General features: G+C 66.9%; 17 protein-coding genes. 7 read left to right on the top strand and 10 right to left on the bottom strand.

Features of this window, described 5'->3' with window-relative positions; genetic code table 11:
- The first annotated feature begins 26 nt into the window (after nt 1–26).
- Genes ASG07_RS15580 through ASG07_RS15570 form a run of 3 tightly spaced genes read left to right on the top strand, consistent with a single transcriptional unit; the run spans nt 27 to nt 2758 of the window.
- Nucleotides 27–764 carry a cytochrome b/b6 domain-containing protein gene (locus ASG07_RS15580; protein ID WP_055849460.1) on the top strand — a complete coding sequence of 246 codons (738 nt, stop codon included), beginning with the start codon at nt 27–29 and terminating at the stop codon, nt 762–764.
- Nucleotides 761–1516: a molybdopterin-dependent oxidoreductase gene (locus tag ASG07_RS15575; RefSeq protein ID WP_055849007.1), complete on the top strand. Its 756-nt coding sequence runs from the start codon at nt 761–763 to the stop codon at nt 1514–1516. The genes ASG07_RS15580 and ASG07_RS15575 overlap by 4 nt, the downstream gene beginning before the upstream one ends.
- An 18-nt stretch (nt 1517–1534) precedes the next feature.
- The gene (locus ASG07_RS15570; protein WP_055849004.1) at nt 1535–2758 is read left to right on the top strand and encodes an SAM-dependent methyltransferase; all 1224 of its coding nucleotides are present in this window, start codon (nt 1535–1537) and stop codon (nt 2756–2758) included.
- Nucleotides 2759–2795: 37 nt separating this feature from the next.
- On the opposite strand, the gene ASG07_RS15565 is transcribed toward ASG07_RS15570, so the two are convergent.
- Complete coding sequence (locus ASG07_RS15565; protein ID WP_055849457.1) at nt 2796–3179, bottom strand: hypothetical protein; 384 nt, start codon at nt 3177–3179, stop codon at nt 2796–2798.
- Nucleotides 3180–3318: 139 nt separating this feature from the next.
- Here ASG07_RS15565 and ASG07_RS15560 point away from each other — a divergent pair, with 139 nt between their 5' ends.
- Both ASG07_RS15560 and ASG07_RS15555 read left to right on the top strand, forming a co-directional pair.
- Entirely contained in the window at nt 3319–4557 is a 1239-nt protein-coding gene (locus tag ASG07_RS15560; protein ID WP_055848999.1) for an argininosuccinate synthase, read from the top strand.
- 84 nt (nt 4558–4641) lie between these two features.
- Nucleotides 4642–6279 (top strand): hypothetical protein, encoded by a 1638-nt coding sequence (locus ASG07_RS15555; protein WP_055848996.1) that lies wholly within the window; start codon nt 4642–4644, stop codon nt 6277–6279.
- Here ASG07_RS15555 and ASG07_RS15550 read toward each other — a convergent pair.
- The 3 genes from ASG07_RS15550 to ASG07_RS15540 all read right to left on the bottom strand — a co-directional run bounded on the left by ASG07_RS15550 (nt 6243) and on the right by ASG07_RS15540 (nt 8655).
- Nucleotides 6243–7373, bottom strand: a complete 1131-nt coding sequence (locus ASG07_RS15550; protein ID WP_055848991.1) for a GNAT family N-acetyltransferase — start codon at nt 7371–7373, stop codon at nt 6243–6245. The two genes, ASG07_RS15555 and ASG07_RS15550, sit on opposite strands and share 37 nt — an antisense overlap.
- Before the next feature lie 278 nt (nt 7374–7651).
- Entirely contained in the window at nt 7652–7984 is a 333-nt protein-coding gene (locus ASG07_RS15545; RefSeq protein WP_055848988.1) for a tRNA-binding protein, read from the bottom strand.
- Nucleotides 7984–8655: a glutathione S-transferase family protein gene (locus ASG07_RS15540; protein WP_055848984.1), complete on the bottom strand. Its 672-nt coding sequence runs from the start codon at nt 8653–8655 to the stop codon at nt 7984–7986. Before ASG07_RS15540 ends, ASG07_RS15545 begins: the two co-directional genes overlap by 1 nt.
- Nucleotides 8656–8738: 83 nt before the next feature.
- Here ASG07_RS15540 and ASG07_RS15535 point away from each other — a divergent pair, with 83 nt between their 5' ends.
- Together ASG07_RS15535 and ASG07_RS15530 are read left to right on the top strand one after the other, a co-directional pair.
- The gene (locus tag ASG07_RS15535) at nt 8739–8993 is read left to right on the top strand and encodes a type II toxin-antitoxin system VapB family antitoxin (protein ID WP_055848980.1); all 255 of its coding nucleotides are present in this window, start codon (nt 8739–8741) and stop codon (nt 8991–8993) included.
- Nucleotides 8990–9376 (top strand): type II toxin-antitoxin system VapC family toxin, encoded by a 387-nt coding sequence (locus ASG07_RS15530; RefSeq protein WP_055848977.1) that lies wholly within the window; start codon nt 8990–8992, stop codon nt 9374–9376. The genes ASG07_RS15535 and ASG07_RS15530 overlap by 4 nt, the downstream gene beginning before the upstream one ends.
- Here ASG07_RS15530 and gltB read toward each other — a convergent pair whose 3' ends face one another.
- From gltB to ASG07_RS15500, 6 genes are all read right to left on the bottom strand, one after another.
- A complete protein-coding gene (gene gltB, locus ASG07_RS15525) occupies nt 9377–13888 on the bottom strand; it encodes a glutamate synthase large subunit (protein WP_055848974.1) in 4512 nt (1503 codons plus the stop codon).
- Nucleotides 13885–14358, bottom strand: coding sequence for a nucleotidyltransferase substrate binding protein (locus tag ASG07_RS15520; protein WP_055848971.1), 474 nt, complete (start codon nt 14356–14358; stop codon nt 13885–13887). The genes gltB and ASG07_RS15520 overlap by 4 nt, the downstream gene beginning before the upstream one ends.
- Complete coding sequence (locus ASG07_RS15515; protein ID WP_082474890.1) at nt 14355–14654, bottom strand: nucleotidyltransferase domain-containing protein; 300 nt, start codon at nt 14652–14654, stop codon at nt 14355–14357. The genes ASG07_RS15520 and ASG07_RS15515 overlap by 4 nt, the downstream gene beginning before the upstream one ends.
- The gene (locus ASG07_RS15510) at nt 14651–16093 is read right to left on the bottom strand and encodes an NAD(P)-dependent oxidoreductase (RefSeq protein ID WP_055848965.1); all 1443 of its coding nucleotides are present in this window, start codon (nt 16091–16093) and stop codon (nt 14651–14653) included. Before ASG07_RS15510 ends, ASG07_RS15515 begins: the two co-directional genes overlap by 4 nt.
- A 146-nt stretch (nt 16094–16239) precedes the next feature.
- Nucleotides 16240–17040, bottom strand: a complete 801-nt coding sequence (locus tag ASG07_RS15505) for an undecaprenyl-diphosphate phosphatase (protein ID WP_055848962.1) — start codon at nt 17038–17040, stop codon at nt 16240–16242.
- On the bottom strand, nt 17037–17975 hold the full coding sequence (locus ASG07_RS15500; RefSeq protein WP_055848959.1) for a complex I NDUFA9 subunit family protein: 939 nt from the start codon (nt 17973–17975) through the stop codon (nt 17037–17039). The genes ASG07_RS15505 and ASG07_RS15500 overlap by 4 nt, the downstream gene beginning before the upstream one ends.
- Nucleotides 17976–18067 lie beyond the last annotated feature (92 nt).

Genomic DNA, 18067 nt, shown 5'->3' with positions numbered 1-18067 from the left:
AGCTTCTGAATGCTATCAAGCGCGACATGGGTCCAGACGATCAGCATGAAGCCGCCCCGCCAAAGGTTGCCCCGCCCGGCACCGTGATCCGCCGCCACGGCATCGCGACGCGGATCTGGCACTGGGTGAATGCGGTCGCGATCTTCATCCTGATCGGTTCCGGCCTCGGCATCTCCAACGCGCATCCGCGGCTCTACTGGGGGCGATACGGCGCGAATTTCGATGCGGCATGGGCGCAGTTGCCCCGCTTTCCGGCGTGGATCACGATCCCGGCGAGCTACAACCTCGCCATATCGCGGCGGTGGCACCTGTTCTTCGCGCTGGTGCTGGGGTTCGGGCTGCTGGCGTATATGATCGCCAGCCTGCTCACCCGGCATTTCCAGCGCGACCTGAAACTGACGCGGCGCGACCTGAACCGGGGACATATCTGGGCCGACGTCAAGGCGCACCTCGCCTTCCGCTTTCACGATCCGGAGCGACCGCGCGAGTATAACGTGTTCCAGAAGCTGTCCTATATCGGCGTCATCTTCATCGCCCTGCCGCTCGTCATCCTGACCGGGATCGCGCTGTCGCCGGGCATGGACGCCGCGTGGCCGTGGGTGCTGGACCTGTTCGGCGGGCGACAGTCGGCGCGCTCGCTGCATTTCATCGCGATGACGCTGATCGCGCTGTTCGCGGTCGTGCATCTGGTGCTGGTGATCCTCGCGGGCCCGATCAACGAAGTCCGGTCTATGGTGACGGGCAAGTGGAAGGTGCCGGAATGATCGCGCGGCGGAAACTCCTGACGGGCGGCCTCGCGGGCGGGGCCGGCCTGATCCTGTCCGGCTGCGATCGGGTCGTGCAGATTCCCGCGGCACGCAAGATCCTGTTCGCGGGCGAGGATATGCAGCGCGGCCTGCATCGCGCGCTGATGGACCGGAACGCACTCGCGCCCGAATTCACGGCGGCGCAGCGGTCGCCCTTCTTCCGGCCCAACGGCACGCGCGATCCCGGCACCGATGCGTATCGCGCGTTGCAGGCGGGCCGATTCGCCGACTGGCGCTTGCAGGTCGGTGGGCTGGTGACGCGGCCGCTGTCGCTGTCGCTGTCCGACCTTGGCGCGATGCCGCAGCGCGCGCAGATCACGCGCCACGACTGTGTCGAGGGGTGGAGTGCCATCGCCAAGTGGCAGGGGCCGCAGCTCGGCACCGTGCTGCGTGCCGCGGGTCTCCGCGACGCGGCGCGCTACATCGTGTTCACCTGCGCCGACCTGTACGGGGGCGAACCCTATTACGAGTCGATCGATCTGGTCGACGCCTTCCACCCGCAGACGATCCTCGCCTGGGCGTTGAACGACCGGTTCCTGCCGGTGATGAACGGCGCGCCGCTCCGCCTGCGCGTGGAACGGCAACTCGGCTATAAACACGCCAAATACCTGATGCAGGTGAGCGCGGTCGCCAGCCTGAACGGGATAGGCAAGGGGCAAGGCGGCTATTGGGAGGACAATGTAGACTATGATTGGTATGCAGGCATCTAGCGAAGTAAAAGCGCCGCGATGCCTCTGATCGATCGTTTCCTCGGCCGCCTCGTGAAGCGTGGCCGCCTCCGTATCACCCATGCCGACGGCAAGGTCGCCGAACTGGGCGCCGCCGATCCCGCCTTCCGCGACGTCGCGATCCGTTTCACCGATCGCGCCACGCCCGGTCGCATCGTCCGCCACCCCGCGCTCGGCGCGGCGGAGGCGTTCATGGCCGGCACGCTGGTAATCGATCAGGGCGACATCCGCGACCTCGTCAACCTGCTGAAGGGCAATACCCCGTGGGAGCGGGGCGGTGCGCTGAAGCCGTCGCTGCCGCTCAGGCTGGCGGGCGAGATGATCCATCGGCTGGATCGCGTGAACATGGCGCGCCGGTCGAAGCGCAACGTCGCACATCATTACGACCTGTCGGACCGGCTCTACGACCTCTTCCTCGACGCCGACCGCCAGTATAGCTGCGCCTACTTCACCAATCCCGACAGTACGCTGGAGCAAGCGCAGGCGGACAAGAAGGCGCATATCGCCGCCAAATTGCTGTTGAAACCGGGGATGCGGGTGCTCGACATCGGCTGCGGCTGGGGCGGGATGGCGCTGTACCTGCACGCGAAGACCGGCGCGGAGGTGCTGGGCGTCACCCTGTCGGAGGAACAGCTGAAGGTCGCGCGCGCTCGCGCCGAGGCCGCGGGTGTGGCGGACAAGGTGAAGTTCGAGCTGATCGATTACCGCGCGGTCACCGGCCAATTCGACCGGATCGTGTCGGTCGGCATGTTCGAACATGTCGGCCCGCCGCATTACAAGGCGTTCTTCCGCAAGTGCCGCGACCTGCTGGCCGATGACGGCGTCATGCTGCTGCACACGATCGGGCGGATGGGCGTGCCCGGCGTCACCGACACCTTCACGACCAAGTACATCTTTCCAGGCGGGTACAACCCGGCGCTGTCGGAGATCGTGCGCGGGTATGAGGGCACCAAGCTGTTCCCGACCGATATCGAGGTGCTGCGTGTCCATTATGCGCTGACGATCGACCACTGGTACGACCGTACGGTGGCGGCGAAGGACCAGATCGTCGCGCTGTACGACGAGCGCTTCTACCGGATGTGGACCTTCTATCTCGCGGGCGCGGCGGCGGCCTTCCGCACCGGCGGCATGTGCAATTATCAGGTGCAGCTGTCGAAGAGCCGCCTCACCGTACCGCTGACGCGCGATTATATCGGCGAGGCGGAGGCGGGGTTTCGCGGTTAAACTCCCTCCCCTTGCGGGGAGGAAGTCATCGGGCGGATTACCGCCCCTTCTTCATCCCGGCCACCGCGGCGGCGCGTTCGTCGGTGCCGACCTGCCCGTCGCCGTTCGCGTCGTATTTGGCGAAGGTCTTCGCCAGCAGCGCCTGCGCCTCGGCCTTGGTGACCTTGCCGTTCTTGTTCGCATCGGCGTTGTCGAACCACAGGTCGGTCACGCGCTTGGCGTGGGTCGCGTCGAGTTGCCGCTTGCCGACCGCCATCTTCGCGATCCGCGCCTGCACCTCGTCGCGGGTCAGCACGCCGTCCCGGTCGGTATCGGACGCCGTGAACTCCTTGTCGAACTTCGCCGCTGCGGTGGCGCGCGTCTCCTGCGCGACGGCGGGGACCGCGATCAGGGCGATGAGGGGCAGCAGGACGAGGCGCATCGGGAGCTTCCACGAAAATTGATGTCGGCCGCGCGCATAGCCCTCCGCGGCTGCACCGCCCATGAACCGCTACCCCCTGAACCACTGCCCCCCTGAACCACCGGTTGCACGCGACCGGCGCAGCGAATAGGGGCGCGCCATGACCGACAGCCGCACCCGCTCCGCTTCTGGCATCAACAAGGTGGTTCTCGCCTATTCGGGCGGACTCGACACCAGCGTGATCCTGAAATGGCTTCAGCAGGAATATGGCTGCGAGGTCGTGACCTTCACCGCCGATCTCGGCCAGGGCGAGGAGCTGGAACCCGCCCGTGCCAAGGCGGAACTGATGGGCGTGAAGCCCGAGCATATCTTCATCGACGACCTGCGCGAGGAGTTCGTGCGCGACTACGTCTTCCCGATGATGCGCGCGAACGCCCTGTACGAGGGGCTGTACCTGCTCGGTACGTCGATCGCCCGGCCGCTGATCGCCAAGCGTCAGGTCGAGATCGCCAAGCAGGTCGGGGCCGACGCGGTGGCCCACGGCGCGACCGGCAAGGGCAACGATCAGGTCCGCTTCGAACTCGGCTATTACGCGCTCGCGCCCGACATCAAGGTCATCGCGCCGTGGCGCGAATGGGACCTGACCAGCCGTACGCGCCTGATCGAATTCGCCGAGTCGCACCAGATCCCGGTTAGCAAGGACAAGCGCGGCGAAGCGCCGTTCTCGACCGACGCGAACCTGCTGCACACCTCGTCCGAGGGCAAGGTGCTGGAGGACCCGTGGGACGAGGTGCCGGAATATGTCTTCTCGCGCACCGTCAGCCCGGAGAACGCGCCCGATACGGCGGAGACGATCACGATCGATTTCGAACGCGGCGATCCGGTCGCGATCAACGGCGAGGGGCTGTCGCCCGCGTCCCTGCTCGCGAAGCTCAACGATTATGGGCGCACGCACGGCATCGGCCGGCTCGATCTGGTCGAGAACCGCTTCGTGGGCATGAAGTCGCGCGGCATGTACGAGACGCCGGGCGGCACGATCCTGCATCAGGCGCACCGCGCGATCGAGCAGCTGACGCTGGACCGCGGGGCCGCGCATCTGAAGGACGAACTCGGGCCGCGCTATGCCGAACTGGTCTACAACGGCTTCTGGTTCTCGCCGGAGCGCGAGATGCTGCAGGCGGCGGTCGACCATAGCCAGATCAAGGTGTCGGGCACGGTGCGGCTGAAGCTGTACAAGGGCGGCGTCTACGTGACCGGCCGCAAGTCGCCCAACTCGCTGTACTCGGAAAAGGTCGTGACGTTCGAGGACGATCAGGGCGCCTACGACCAGCGCGACGCGGCAGGCTTCATCAAACTGAACGCGCTGCGCCTGCGCCTGCTGGGTCGCCGCGACGGCTGATCTCTGCTCCCCCTTGGGGTAAGGGACATGCACTCCGCCGCTAAGCGATTGCGCGCGTTCGTCGCGCATCCTAAGGCTCGCGCCATGCAGGGGGACAAGCTGCACTGGTGGCAGACACGGTGGTTCGTTGCGGTCGCGGCTCTGGCGGCCGCGATCCCGTTGTTGCGGCCGGAGATCCCGCCGCTGGTCGATCTGCTCGGCCATATGGGCCGGTACCGCGTCCAGATCGCGATCAATGACAATCCGTGGCTGTATCAGTGGTTCGACTTCCGCTGGCAGCTGATCGGCAATCTGGGCATCGACCTGCTCATCATCCCGCTCACACCGGTCTTCGGGCTGGAGCTGGCGGTGAAGCTGATCGTCATGGCCATCCCGGTGCTGACCGTCGCCGGCCTGTTGTGGATCGCGCGCGAAGTGCACGGCCGCATCCCCGCGACCGCGCTGTTCGCGCTGCCGCTGGCCTACAGCTACCCCTTCCAGTTCGGCTTCGTGAACTTCGCGCTGTCGATCGCGCTGTCGTTCGTGCTGTTCGCCCTGTGGCTGCGGCTGGGACGGCTCGGCCGGTTGCGGTTCCGCGCGATCCTGTTCGTGCCGCTCTCATGCCTGTTGTGGCTGTGCCACACGTTCGGCTGGGGCGTGCTAGGCGTGCTCGCCTTCTCGGCGGAGATGATCCGCCAGCACGACCTGCGCAAGGGCGGTCGGGACGGCCGCGACGGGGGCGGGCACTGGCTGGAGGCGTGGGTGCGCGCCGGGCTCAGTTGCCTGCCGCTGGCGCTGCCGATGGTGCTGATGATCGTGTGGCGGTCGGGCGAGCATGTCACCGGCCAGACCGCCGACTGGTTCAACTGGCAGGCGAAGATCAACTGGGTGTTGATGATCCTGCGCGATCGCTGGCAGTTCTGGGATATCGCCTCCGCGTTCGTGCTGTTCGCGATCCTCATCAAGGGCTTCCGCGACGCGCGTATCGAATATTCGCGCAATCTGGGGCTGTCGGCGCTGTTCCTGCTGGCGGTGTACGTCGCGCTGCCGCGGATCGTGTTCGGCTCCGCCTATGCCGATATGCGGCTCGCGCCGTTCGCGCTCGCCATCGCGGTCATCGCGCTGCGACCGAAGCGGGGCCTGTCGCTGCGCGGCGCGACGACATTGGCGGCGATCGGGCTGGCGTTCTTCGGGGCGCGGCTGGCGGGAACAACGATCAGCTACTGGCAGTATGCCGAACAGTTCGACCGCACGCTGACTGCGCTGGACAGGGTACCGATGCGCGCGCGGCTGGTGACGATGATCGGCCGGCGCTGCTACGACGACTGGGCCTATTCGCGGCTGGAGCATGTGCCCGGCATCGCGATGGTCCGGCGCATGGCGTATATGAACGACCAATGGTCGATGGCCGGCGCACAGTTGCTGACCGCGCGCTACCGCGCCGCCGGCCGCTTCGCGCACGATCCGTCGCAGATCGTCACCGACCGGCGCTGTCGCGGCGAATGGTGGCGGCCGATCGCGTGGTCGCTGCCGCTGATTCCGCGCGATGCGTTCGATTATGTCTGGATCGTCAACGCGCCGAAATTCGATCCGGCGCTGGTCGCGGGCTTCACCCCGATCTGGCACGACGGTGACGACACGCTGTATCGGATCGACGACCGGACGCAGCCGCCCCTGCCCGCCGACATGCCGATCCGCCGGCCGCTTCAGCCCTTCTTGAAGGGTGCAAGTTCCGCCAGATAATCCGCCTCCGCCTCCACTCCCGCGCGCTCCCGCTCCAGGAAATCGGCGATGGCGCGGCGGAAGTTGGGGTCGGGAATGTAATGCGCCGACCAGGTCGGCACCGGCACATATCCGCGCGCCAGCTTGTGCTCGCCCTGCGCCCCCGCCTCCACGCGGGCGAGGCCGCGGGCGATGGCGGCGTCGATCGCCTGATAATAGCAAAGTTCGAAATGGAGGAACGGCACCTCCTCGCACGCGCCCCAATAGCGGCCGTACAGCGCATCGTCGCCGATCAGGTTGAGCGCGCCGGCGATCGGCACCCCGTCCCGTTCCGCCAGGATCAGCAGCACCCGATCGCGCAGCGTCTCGCCCAACAGCGGAAAGAACGACCGCGTCAGGTACGGCCGGCCCCATTTGCGGTTGCCGGTATCCTGATAGAAGGTCCAGAACGCATCCCAGTGATGCGCCTCGATCGCCGCGCCGCTCAGGTGCCGGATCGTCAGCCCCTCGACCGCCGCCGCCCGCTCCTTGCGGATCGCCTTGCGCTTGCGGCTCGCCAGCGCCGCGAGGAAGTCGTCGAACGTCGCATAGCCGTCGTTCGCCCAGTGGAACTGCACCCCCTGACGGATCAGCCAGCCCGCCGCCTCGAACAGCGGCACCTGCGCCTCCGTCACGAAGGTCGCATGCGCGGACGACAGGCCATGCTGGTCGACCACCGCCTCCAGCCCACCGATCAATGCAGGCGCGTAGCTGTCGTCGCGCAGCAGCAGGCGGGGACCGGGTACCGGGCTGAACGGCGATGCGACCTGAAGCTTCGGGTAATAGGCGCCGCCCGCCCGCTCCCACGCGTCCGCCCAGCCGTGATCGAAGACATATTCGCCCTGGCTGTGGCTCTTGGCATAGGCGGGCGCGATGGCAACGGGGCAACCGTCGGCATCATCGACGACGATCGGGATCGGCTGCCACCCGGACCGGCCACCGACGCTGCCGGAGTCCTCCAGCGCGCTCAAAAAGGCATGGCCGACGAACGGATTACCGCTGCCGGCGCAGGCGTCCCACTCGGCGGCGGCGATCGATCGAACCCCATCGGCGAGGCGTGCGGTGATTCCGGTCATCGCCTCCGCAGATAGGGTGCGGGGGGCGGCAAAGGAACCTCTGTCCTGCAAGCCGGGGCATGAGGTAAGATGTCTCGTAATCTTCGCACGCCAGCTTCCGTGTGCCCGGCCACCCCGCCGCGAAACGCCGCATCGGACTGACCTTCCGCTCCATTCCTCCCTGCAAGGGGAGGTGGCAGGGCGTAGCGCTGACGGAGGGGCAGCCTCAAGCGACGTCGCCCGTGGCTCCCCCTCCACCGCTTCGCGGTCCCCCTCCCCGTGCCGGGGAGGATTGAAAGTCAGAACAGGCGTCCGCCGTTCGGCACCGCGCGCTCCGGCCCGATCAGTACGACCTCGCCCGCTTCGTCCGGGAAGCCCAGGGTCAGCACTTCCGACATCATCGGCCCGATCTGGCGTGGCGGAAAGTTGACGACCGCCGCCACCTGCCGTCCGACCAGCGACGCTGGCGTATAGTGCGCGGTGATCTGCGCCGACGATCGCCTGCGCCCGATCTCCGCACCGAAGTCGATCACCAGCTTGATCGCCGGCTTGCGCGCCTCCGGGAACGGCTCGGCGGCGACGATCGTGCCGACGCGGATGTCGACCTTCAGGAAGTCGTCATAGTCGATCATCAGAAATCCAGATTGTCATAGTGCGCTGGCGGCGCGACCATCTCCATCCGCTCGGCGAGCAGGGGGCGGAAGCTGGGCCGGCTCTTCAGCCCGCGATACCAGCGCGCGGTCTGCTCATGCCCCTTCCAGTCGATGCCGCCCAGATAGTCGGCGATCGAGATCTGCGCCGCCGCCGCGAGATCGGCGAGGCTCATCGTCGCGCCGCCCAGCCATTGCCGGTGATCGAGCAAGTAATCGGTATAGTCGAGATGCCCGACCGCCGCCTTCATCGCTTCGCGCAGGCCCTTGGCATCGGGCGCGGTCCGCTGCGCGATGCGCTTGACCATGCGTTCGTGCAGCAGGCGTTCGGTCACGTCGCGGTAGAAATGCGTGTCGAACCACGTCACCAGCCGGCGGATTTCCGCGCGATTGGTCGCGGTGCCGTTGATCGTCGCGGACTTGTCGACCGTCTCCTCGAAATATTCGGCGATCGCCATCGAATCCATCAGCACGATCCCGCGCTGCGCATCGACCATCACCGGCGTCTGCCCGGTCGGGTTCATGTCGAGGAATTCGTCCCGCCGCTCCCACGGCGATTCGCGGACGAGTTCGTACCCGACCCCCTTCTCCCCCAGCTGGAGCCGGATCTTGCGCGAGAAGGGACAGAGGGGAAATTGATAGAGTTGCCACATGCCGCCCCTCTACGCCCCCGGTCGGCATTGTTCCACCGGCTGAAGGCGCGTAGAATCGACGAACGGCGCGGGAGGCGGACGGCATGGGCATCATCATCGAACATGACGAGCACGAGCGCATGATCCGCCTGCTCGCCGCGCATCGGGGCATCAGCGAGGCCGATGCCGTGGGCGTCGCCGTGCGCAACGAACTGGCGCGGGAGGGGGTGGCGATGGCGTCGCTGTCGTTCACCGAGCGTGCCCGCGTAGTGCAGGCGATGTTGCGGGATGCGCCCGTCCTCGACCCCCGGAGCGCGGACGAGATCATCGGCTATGACGAGAATGGCCTACCAGCGTGATCGCCGTCGATACCTCGGCCATCATCGCGATCGCGTTGGCCGAGCCGGAGGCGGAGCGTTTCGACCACGTCCTCTCGACCGATCCTTCCATCATCATCGGTGTTCCAACCTTGCTGGAAGCAAGAATGGTGCTCGCCGGCCGTTTCGGTCCGACCACCGCCGAAAAGGCGATGGCTATGCTGGCCGACGGTTGGCAGGTGATCCACTTCACCACCGACCACCTCGCCGCCGCGACCGAGGCGTTCGACCGCTTCGGCAAGGGGCGTCACCCGGCCCGCCTCAACTATGGCGACTGCATGGCGTATGCGGTCGCGAAGGTCGCCGGGTGCCCCCTGCTCTACAAGGGCGACGACTTCGCGCGGACCGACATGGCGGCGGCGTAGCTACTCCGCCGCCACCGCTTCCAGCATGTCGTCCAGCGGGTGCGACAGGCGCGTAAGCATCTCTTTCGGCACGACCTGCCAGAAGTCACCGGCGACCCGCTCCCAATCCTCCAGCAGGCCCTTCGACCAGCGGCTGTCGGTCGCGGCGACGTGCGCAGCGATCAGGTCGCGCAGAACACCCTCCCAATGCGCCGACGACAGCCGGCGCCAGACGATGCTCTCGCCATTGGCACGCCGGTCGAACTTCGCGTCGGGATCGTAGACGAAGGCCATGCCGCCGGTCATGCCGGCTCCGAAGTTCGCCCCGACCGCGCCGAGCACGACGGCGATGCCGCCGGTCATATACTCGCAGCCGTTCGCGCCGCAGCCCTCGACCACGACCTGCGCGCCGGAGTTGCGCACGGCGAAGCGCTCGCCCGCTTGCCCCGCCGCGAACAGCCGGCCGCTGGTCGCGCCGTACAGCACGGTGTTGCCGATGATCGTGTTGTCCTGGCTGGCGAGCGGTGAGGATACCGCCGGTCGCACGACGATGATGCCGCCCGACAGCCCCTTGCCGACATAGTCGTTGGCGTCGCCGAACACCTCTAGCGTGATGCCTTTGCACAGGAATGCGCCGAGCGACTGGCCCGCCGATCCACGCAGGCGAATAGTAACGTGGCCGTCCGCCAGTTTCGACATGCCGAAGGTGCGCGTGATCTCGCTCGACAGGCGCGTGCCGACCGCGCGATGCGTGTTGCGCACCGAATAGGTCAGCTGCATCTTCTCGCCGCGGCTGAACACCGCCGCCGCGTCCTTGATGATCTGCGCATCCAGGCTGTCGGGTACCGCGTTCCGGAACGTCGAAAGCGAGAAGCGGCGCTCGGCATCGGTCGCGTCGACCTTGGCGAGAATCGGGTTGAGATCGAGATCGTCGAGATGCTCGGCACCGCGGCTGACCTGACGGAGGAACTCGGTGCGGCCGATCACCTCGTCGAGCGAGGTGACGCCGAGCCGGGCGAGGATGTCGCGGACTTCCTCGGCGATAAAGGTCATCAGGTTGATGACCTTTTCCGGCGTGCCGGTGAACTTGGCGCGCAGCCGCTCGTCCTGCACGCAGACGCCGACCGGACACGTGTTCGAATGGCACTGGCGCACCATGATGCAGCCCATTGCGACCAGCGACAGCGTGCCGATGCCGAACTCCTCCGCACCGAGGATCGCGGCGATGACGATGTCGCGCCCGGTCTTCAGCCCGCCGTCGGCACGCAGGCGGATGCGGCCGCGCAGGCCGTTGAGCGTCAGCGTCTGGTTGACCTCCGACAGGCCCATTTCCCACGGCGTGCCGGCATATTTGATGCTCGTCTGCGGGGAAGCGCCGGTGCCGCCGACATGGCCGGAGACGAGGATGACGTCGGCATGCGCCTTGGCGACGCCCGCCGCGACGGTACCGATCCCGGCAGACGACACCAGCTTCACACAGACCCGGGCGCGCGGGTTGATCTGCTTGCAGTCGTAGATGAGCTGCGCGAGGTCCTCGATCGAATAGATGTCGTGATGCGGCGGCGGGCTGATGAGCGTCACGCCCGGAGTCGCGTGGCGCAACTTCGCGATGAATTCGGTAACCTTGAATCCGGGCAGCTGGCCGCCCTCGCCAGGCTTGGCACCCTGCGCGACCTTGATCTCGATCTCCTCGCATGCGCCGAGATATTCGGCGGTGACGCCGAACCGGCCGCTGGCGATCTGCTTGACGCCCGAATTGGCGTTGTCGCCGTTCGCGTACGGCTTGAACCGGACGACGTCCTCGCCCCCCTCGCCCGACACCGCCTTCGCACCGATGCGGTTCATCGCGATGGCCAGTGTCTCGTGCGCTTCCGGCGACAGCGCACCCAGCGACATGCCCGGCGTCACGAAGCGCTTGCGGATTTCGGTGATCGCCTCGACCTGGTCGATCGGCACGCCTTCCGACGGAAAATTGAACTGCAACAGGTCGCGCAGATACACCGGCGGCAGATCGGCGACACCGCGCGAGAATTGCAGATAGCTGGAATAGCTGTCGGTCGCGACGGCGGTCTGGAGCAGGTGCATCAGCTGCGCGGAATAGGCGTGCGTCTCCCCATCCGCGCGCTGGCGATAGAAGCCGCCGATCGGCAGCGTGACGATGTCGTCGTCGAACGCCGTGTCGTGGCGCAGTTTGGCATTGAGGTGGAGCGAGGCATAGCCCTCCCCCGAGATCTTCGCGGGCATGCCGGGGAACAGGTCGTTCACCAGCGCGCGGCTGAGCCCGACCGCCTCGAAATTATAGCCGCCGCGATAGGACGAGATGACAGCAATGCCCATCTTGGAGATGATCTTGAGCAATCCCTCCTCGACGGCGACACGATGCCGGTCGAGGCATTGCTCGATCGTCAGGTCGCCAAACAGGCCACGCGCATGGCGATCGGCGATCGACGCCTCCGCCAGATAGGCGTTCACCGTCGTCGCGCCGACGCCGATCAGCACCGCGTAATAATGCGTGTCGAGGCATTCGGCGGTGCGGACGTTGATCGACGCGTAGCTGCGCAGGCCACGGCGGACGAGATGCGTGTGGACGGCGGCGGCAGCCAGCACGCCGGCGATAGCGACGCGGTCCTCCGACACGTTCTCGTCGGTCAGGAACAGTTCGCTCTTGCCCTCCCGCACCGCCTGTTCGGCCTGGTTGCGGATGCGCTGGATCGCGGCACGCAGCCGCTCCGGTCCGCCGTCCGCCTCGAACGTGCAGTCGATTTCCGCCACCGAACGGCCGAAATGCGTCTTCAACCGCTCCCACATCGCGCCGGTCAGCACGGGGGAGTCGAGCACCAGCACGTGTTCGCGCTGGTCGCGCACGTCGAGGATGTTGGCGAGATTGCCGAACCGCGTCTTCAGCGACATCACATGCCGCTCGCGCAGACTGTCGATCGGCGGGTTCGTCACCTGCGAAAAATTCTGGCGGAAGAACTGGCTGATGAGGCGTGGCTTGTCGCTGATGACGGCGAGCGGCGTATCGTCGCCCATCGATCCGATCGCTTCCTTGCCGCCCTCCACCATCGGCGACAGGATCAGCTCCATATCCTCCAGCGTCTGGCCGGCCGCGACCTGACGGCGGGTCAGCTCGGCGCGCGGGAAGCGGACGACGGGGTCGCCGGGCGCGGGCGGAAGATCGTCCAGCGTCAGGAACTCGCCGGTCATCGCGGCATAGTCCTGCTCGCCCGCGATCCGGTCCTTGACCGCGCGATCCTCCAGCACGATCCCTTCCTGAAGATCGACGGCGATCATCTGCCCAGGTCCCAGCCGGCCCTTGGCGACGATCGTCGATTCGGGAACGACGACCATGCCGCTTTCCGATCCGACGATCAGCAGCCCGTCCGAGGTGCGCGTATAGCGCAGCGGGCGCAGCGCGTTGCGGTCCATGCCGGCGACCGCCCAGCGACCGTCGGTCATCGCCAGCGCGGCCGGGCCGTCCCACGGCTCCATGACGGAGGCGAGATAGCGGTACATCGCGGCGTGGCTGTCCGGCGTGTCGCCGCGCTCGTCCAGCGCCTCCGGCACCAGCATCAGCTTCGCGGTCGGGGCGTCGCGGCCGGAGCGGCAGATCGCCTCGAACACGGCATCCAGCGCCGCGGTGTCGGACGCGCCGGCGGGGATCACCGGCTTGATATCCTCCGAATTGTCGCCGAACGCGATCGAGGCCATCCGGATCTCGTGGCTGAGCATCCAGTTCTTGTTGCCGCGGATCGTGTTGACCTCGCCATTGTGCGCGAGACAGCGGAACGGCTGCGCCAGCCACCATTGCGGGAAAGTGTTGGTCGAATAGCGCTGGTGGAAGATCGCGACGCGGCTTTCGAAGCGGCGATCGGTCAGATCGGGATAGAAGACCGACAGGCTCTCGGCGAGGAACAGCCCCTTGTAGACGATCGAGCGCGCCGACAGCGAACAAATGTAGAAGCCCTGGATCTGCGCCGCGATCACCCGCTTCTCGATGCGGCGGCGGACCAGATACAGGTTCTTCTCGAACTCCGCCTCGTCCATGTCGCCCGGCAGCGGCCCGGCGATCATGATCTGCTCGATCTCCGGCCGGGTCGCCTGTGCCTTCATGCCGATGACGGACACGTCGACGGGCACCTGACGCCAGCCATAGATGGTGTAGCCCGCCTCGATGATCGCGCTTTCGACGATCGTCCGGCACGTCTCCTGCGCGCCCAGATCGGTGCGCGGGAGGAAGACCATGCCGACCGCGAGCCGGTTCGGCATCACCTTGTGCCCCGACGCCGCGATGCAATCGTCGAAGAAGCGATGCGGCAGGTCGAGATGGATGCCCGCACCGTCACCGGTCTTGCCGTCCGCATCGACCGCGCCGCGGTGCCAGACCGCCTTCAAAGCGTCGATCGCCGACTGCACCACACGCCGCGACGGCTGTCCGTCGGTGGCGGCGACGAGGCCGACACCGCAGGCATCGCCCTCGAACTCGGGGCGGTACATGCCGTGTTCGGCAAGATAGGCGTGCTGGTCGGTCATGCGTGAAAGCCCTGTTCGCTCAGCCGCTGGCGCAGCTTCTCGTAGATGTCGGTCAGGCGGGGGATCGCCGCCCAGCATTCGTTGACCCGGTCGACCTGCTCGATTTCGTTGACCGGATATTCGTGGACGAGCCGGTTGCGCAGATCGAGAAAGTCCATCCAGTCGTCGGCGTCGCCGATCAGGTGGTACCGCTCCATCCGGTTCGCCTGATCGCGCCGCGACATGTCGCGCACATCCTCGCCGTCCCAACTGAGATAGGTGCGAAACAGGCGGCCGATCATGTCCTGTAACTGCTCGTATCGCTTGAGCAGGGCGATGGACGCGATGCGTTCGATCACGGGCAGGCGCGCGAGATCGTCATCCTGTACGGGCAACACGGGGGCGAGGAACGGAACCAGTTCCTCGCAACCGGCGACGATCCGGGCGCACCGTTCGAGCCCGCCGCGGAGCAAAGGCGCGACGTCGGTCACGGCAGGGGCACCGCGTCCGCGGACACCATCCGCGCGAATGCGGACGGCGTGTGGCCGCGCATCATCAGCACGACATCGACCTTCTGCTCGTCGATACGGTCGAACAGCCGGCGACGGAAAAGCGCGGTGCGCGAACGACCATCGTCGACCGGGTCGACCTCCAGCAACAGGTCGATATCGCCCCCGCGCAAATCATCGCGAATGCGGCTGCCGAACAGGCGAACGACGGCAGACGGGCCGAACGCCGCGCAGGCCGCAGCCTTGATCGCGTCGATGTCCCTCTGCTTCAGCCTCATGCCGCGACCTTCTCCGCCGCCGCCTTCGCCTTCAGCCATTTGTGCATCGACGACGCCACGTCGCGGCCGTCGCGGATCGCCCAGACGACCAGCGACGCCCCGCGGACGATGTCGCCGGCGGCGAACACGCCCTCCAGAGAGGTCATCAGCGTCTTGCCGTCGGCCAGCACCGTGCCCCAGCGGCTGACACCCAGTTCGGGCGCACCCCACAGAGTCGGCAGATCCTCCGCATCGAAACCGAGCGCCTTGATGACGAGGTCGGCCCGCAGTTCCAGCTCTCCGCCCGGATCGACCTCCGGTGCGCGGCGACCGCTCGCGTCGGGCGCGCCGAGACGCATCCGGCTGGCGCGGACCGTGCCGACGCTCTCCGCCCCGTCGAACGCGAGCGGGGCGGAGAGCCAGACGAACTCCGCGCCCTCCTCCTCCGCGTTGGCGACCTCGCGCTGCGATCCCGGCATGTTGGCACGGTCGCGGCGATACAGGCACTTCACCGACTTCGCCCCCTGGCGGATTGCGGTGCGGACGCAGTCCATCGCGGTGTCGCCGCCGCCGACCACGACCACGTCCTTGCCGGCCGCATCCAGCGCGCCGCCGTCGAACTCGGGCACCGCATCGCCGAAGCCCTTGCGGTTGGAGGCGGTCAGATAGTCGAGCGCGGCGACCACACCGTTCGTCTCCGCGCCCGGCACTTCGACCTGGCGCGCCTTGTACACGCCCGTCGCGATCAACACCGCGTCATGGCGGCGGCGCAGATCGTCGAGCGTCGCATCCTGTCCGACCGCGAAGCCATAATGAAAGACGATGCCTGCCTGCTCCAGTCGCTCCACCCGGCGCATGACCACCGGCTTCTCCAGCTTGAAGCCGGGAATGCCATAGGTCAGCAGGCCGCCGGCACGATCGTGGCGATCATAGACATGGACCTCGTAACCGCGGGCGCGGAGCAGTTCGGCCGTCGTCAGCCCCGCCGGTCCCGCGCCGATCACACCGACCGACTGGCCGCGAGCGGGCGCGACCTGCACCGGCTCCACCCAACCCTCCGCCCAGGCGGTGTCGGTGATGAACTTTTCGACCGACCCAATCGTCACCGCGCCGTGGCCGGAGAATTCGATGACGCAATTGCCCTCGCACAACCGGTCCTGAGGGCAGATCCGGCCGCAGATCTCCGGCATCGTGGAGGTGCTGTTCGACAGCTCATACGCCTCGCGCAGGCGACCTTCGGCGGTCAGGCGCAGCCAGTCCGGTATGTGATTGTGGAGCGGGCAATGCACCGAACAATATGGCACGCCGCATTGCGAGCAGCGGCTCGCCTGATCCTCGGCGGCCGGCACGGCATAGCGATTCGCGATCTCGCGAAAGTCGTGTGCGCGTTCGTCGGCCGTTCGCTTGTCAGGATAGGCCTGATCGCGAACGACGAACTTCAGCATCTGCTCCTGAGCCATGCGGGGCACCTTCGATTATGACACCACAGGACATATCGCAGACGTGCAAGTCATACTAGGCAGCCACGCTGACCTATATTCCCGATGCTTGGCTACTTTGAACCCCCGATCGACATTTCTGCCTAGGATTAGGGCTATAAGCGGCCCTAATGGATATTGAGGGCGATCAATGCTACGCCACCCGCAACAATTCGATACCAGGCGAATGGCGCGAAGCCATGTCTGGTTACCAGCGCCATGAACCCCTTCACGACGACCAGCGCGACGATGAAGGACACCACGAACCCGACGCCGATCAGTTGCAGGCTGTCCGCCGTGATCGCGTCGCGATGCTTGACCATCTGCAACACCGTCGCACCGGTCAGCGTCGGCAGCGCGAGGAAGAAGCTGAACTCGGCCGCGGTGCGCCGCTCGATCCCCAGCGTCATCGCGCCCATGATCGTCGCGCCTGACCGGCTGACGCCCGGGATCATCGCGATGCACTGGACGAGGCCGATCCGGAGCGAGTCGAACCATGAGACGCCCGCGATACCGCCCGTCTTGTAGGTTTTCGCCAGACGCTCCACGATCAGGATCGCGACGCCGCCGACGATCAACGCCCAGGCGATGACCGTCGCATTCTCCAGCAGCGCCTCGATCCGATCGTTGAAGGCGAACCCCAGCACCGCCGCCGGCAGAAACGCGATCAGCAGGTTGCGGACGAACGCGACCGAGTTGGGTTCGCGCCGGAACAGCCCCTGCAACACCGCCAGAAACGTCCGCCAGTACAGCACCACGATCGCCAGGATCGCACCCGGCTGGATCGCGATGTTGAATACCGACCAGCGCGCCGCATCGAAGCCGAGCAGTTCCGTCGCCAGCACCAGATGCCCGGTCGAGGACACCGGCAGGAATTCGGTGATCCCCTCGACGATGCCGAGGATGATCGCGACCAGCCAGTCGTTCAAAGCGCCTGTTCCATGCGACGTCCGAAGCGGCCCTGCTTGCGGAACCGGACCAGCCATTCCGGCGCGACCGCGGCCATCGGCGTGGCATCGATGCCCAGCGCCGTTAGCCCGTCCTCACCGCCTACGACATTGTCGCGCCCCAGCATCAGCCACTGGTCCCACGTGATCGGCGCGCCCGGCAGGAAGCCGGCCCGCGCGATCGCCGCGCCGACCATGTCGGGCAGCTCGACGATCGTCGGCGTGCGGCCGATCGCATCGGCGATCCAGCGGATCAGGCCGCCCATCGTGATGACGTCCGGCCCGCCGATCTCCAGCGTGCGGCCCGCGAACTCGCCCGGTGACGCCAGCGCGGCGCGGATCGCCTCCCCGACATCGGCGGCGAACACCGGCTGGAACTTCGTACCGGTCCGCAGCACGGGAACGATCGGCGCGACCGCGATCATCCCGGCGAAGCGGTTCACGAAATTGTCCTCGCGCCCGAACACGATCGAGGGACGCAGGATCGTCGCGTTCGCGAACGCCTCGCGCACCGCGGTTTCGCCATTCCCCTTCGACCGGCCATAGCGCGACACCGAGTCCGGATCGGCACCGATCGCGGAGACATGGACCAGCGCCTCCACACCCGCCTTGGCGGCGGCATCGGCGATCGTCCGAGCGCCATCGACATGGGCACGCTCGAAATCGCCCGCCAGCACGCCGACGAGGTTCACGACGGCATCCGCACCCTGCACCGCCCGCAGCACGGTCTCAGGGCGGTTGACGTCGGCCGCGACGAACTGCGTCTGCCCGAGGCCGCCCTGCGGTTTCAGGTACCAGGCCCGGCGCGGATCGCGCTGGGCGATCCGCACGCGGGCACCGGCCCGGAGCAGCGCCTGCGCGGCGTAGCGGCCGACGAATCCACCGCCTCCGATCAGCGTCACCAGCTTGTTCTTCATGTCCGCATACCGTCCCTGCTGCCGGCCCGAGGACCGGCTATTGGCGTCGCGAAGCCTTTGCCGTTCGGGATGCCTGTTGACAAGGCTCCATC

Source organism: Sphingomonas sp. Leaf343 (genome assembly GCF_001423765.1).
GTDB lineage: Bacteria > Pseudomonadota > Alphaproteobacteria > Sphingomonadales > Sphingomonadaceae > Sphingomonas.
Note: the sequence above shows the minus strand (reverse complement) of the source record. Positions and strands in the feature narration are given on the sequence as shown.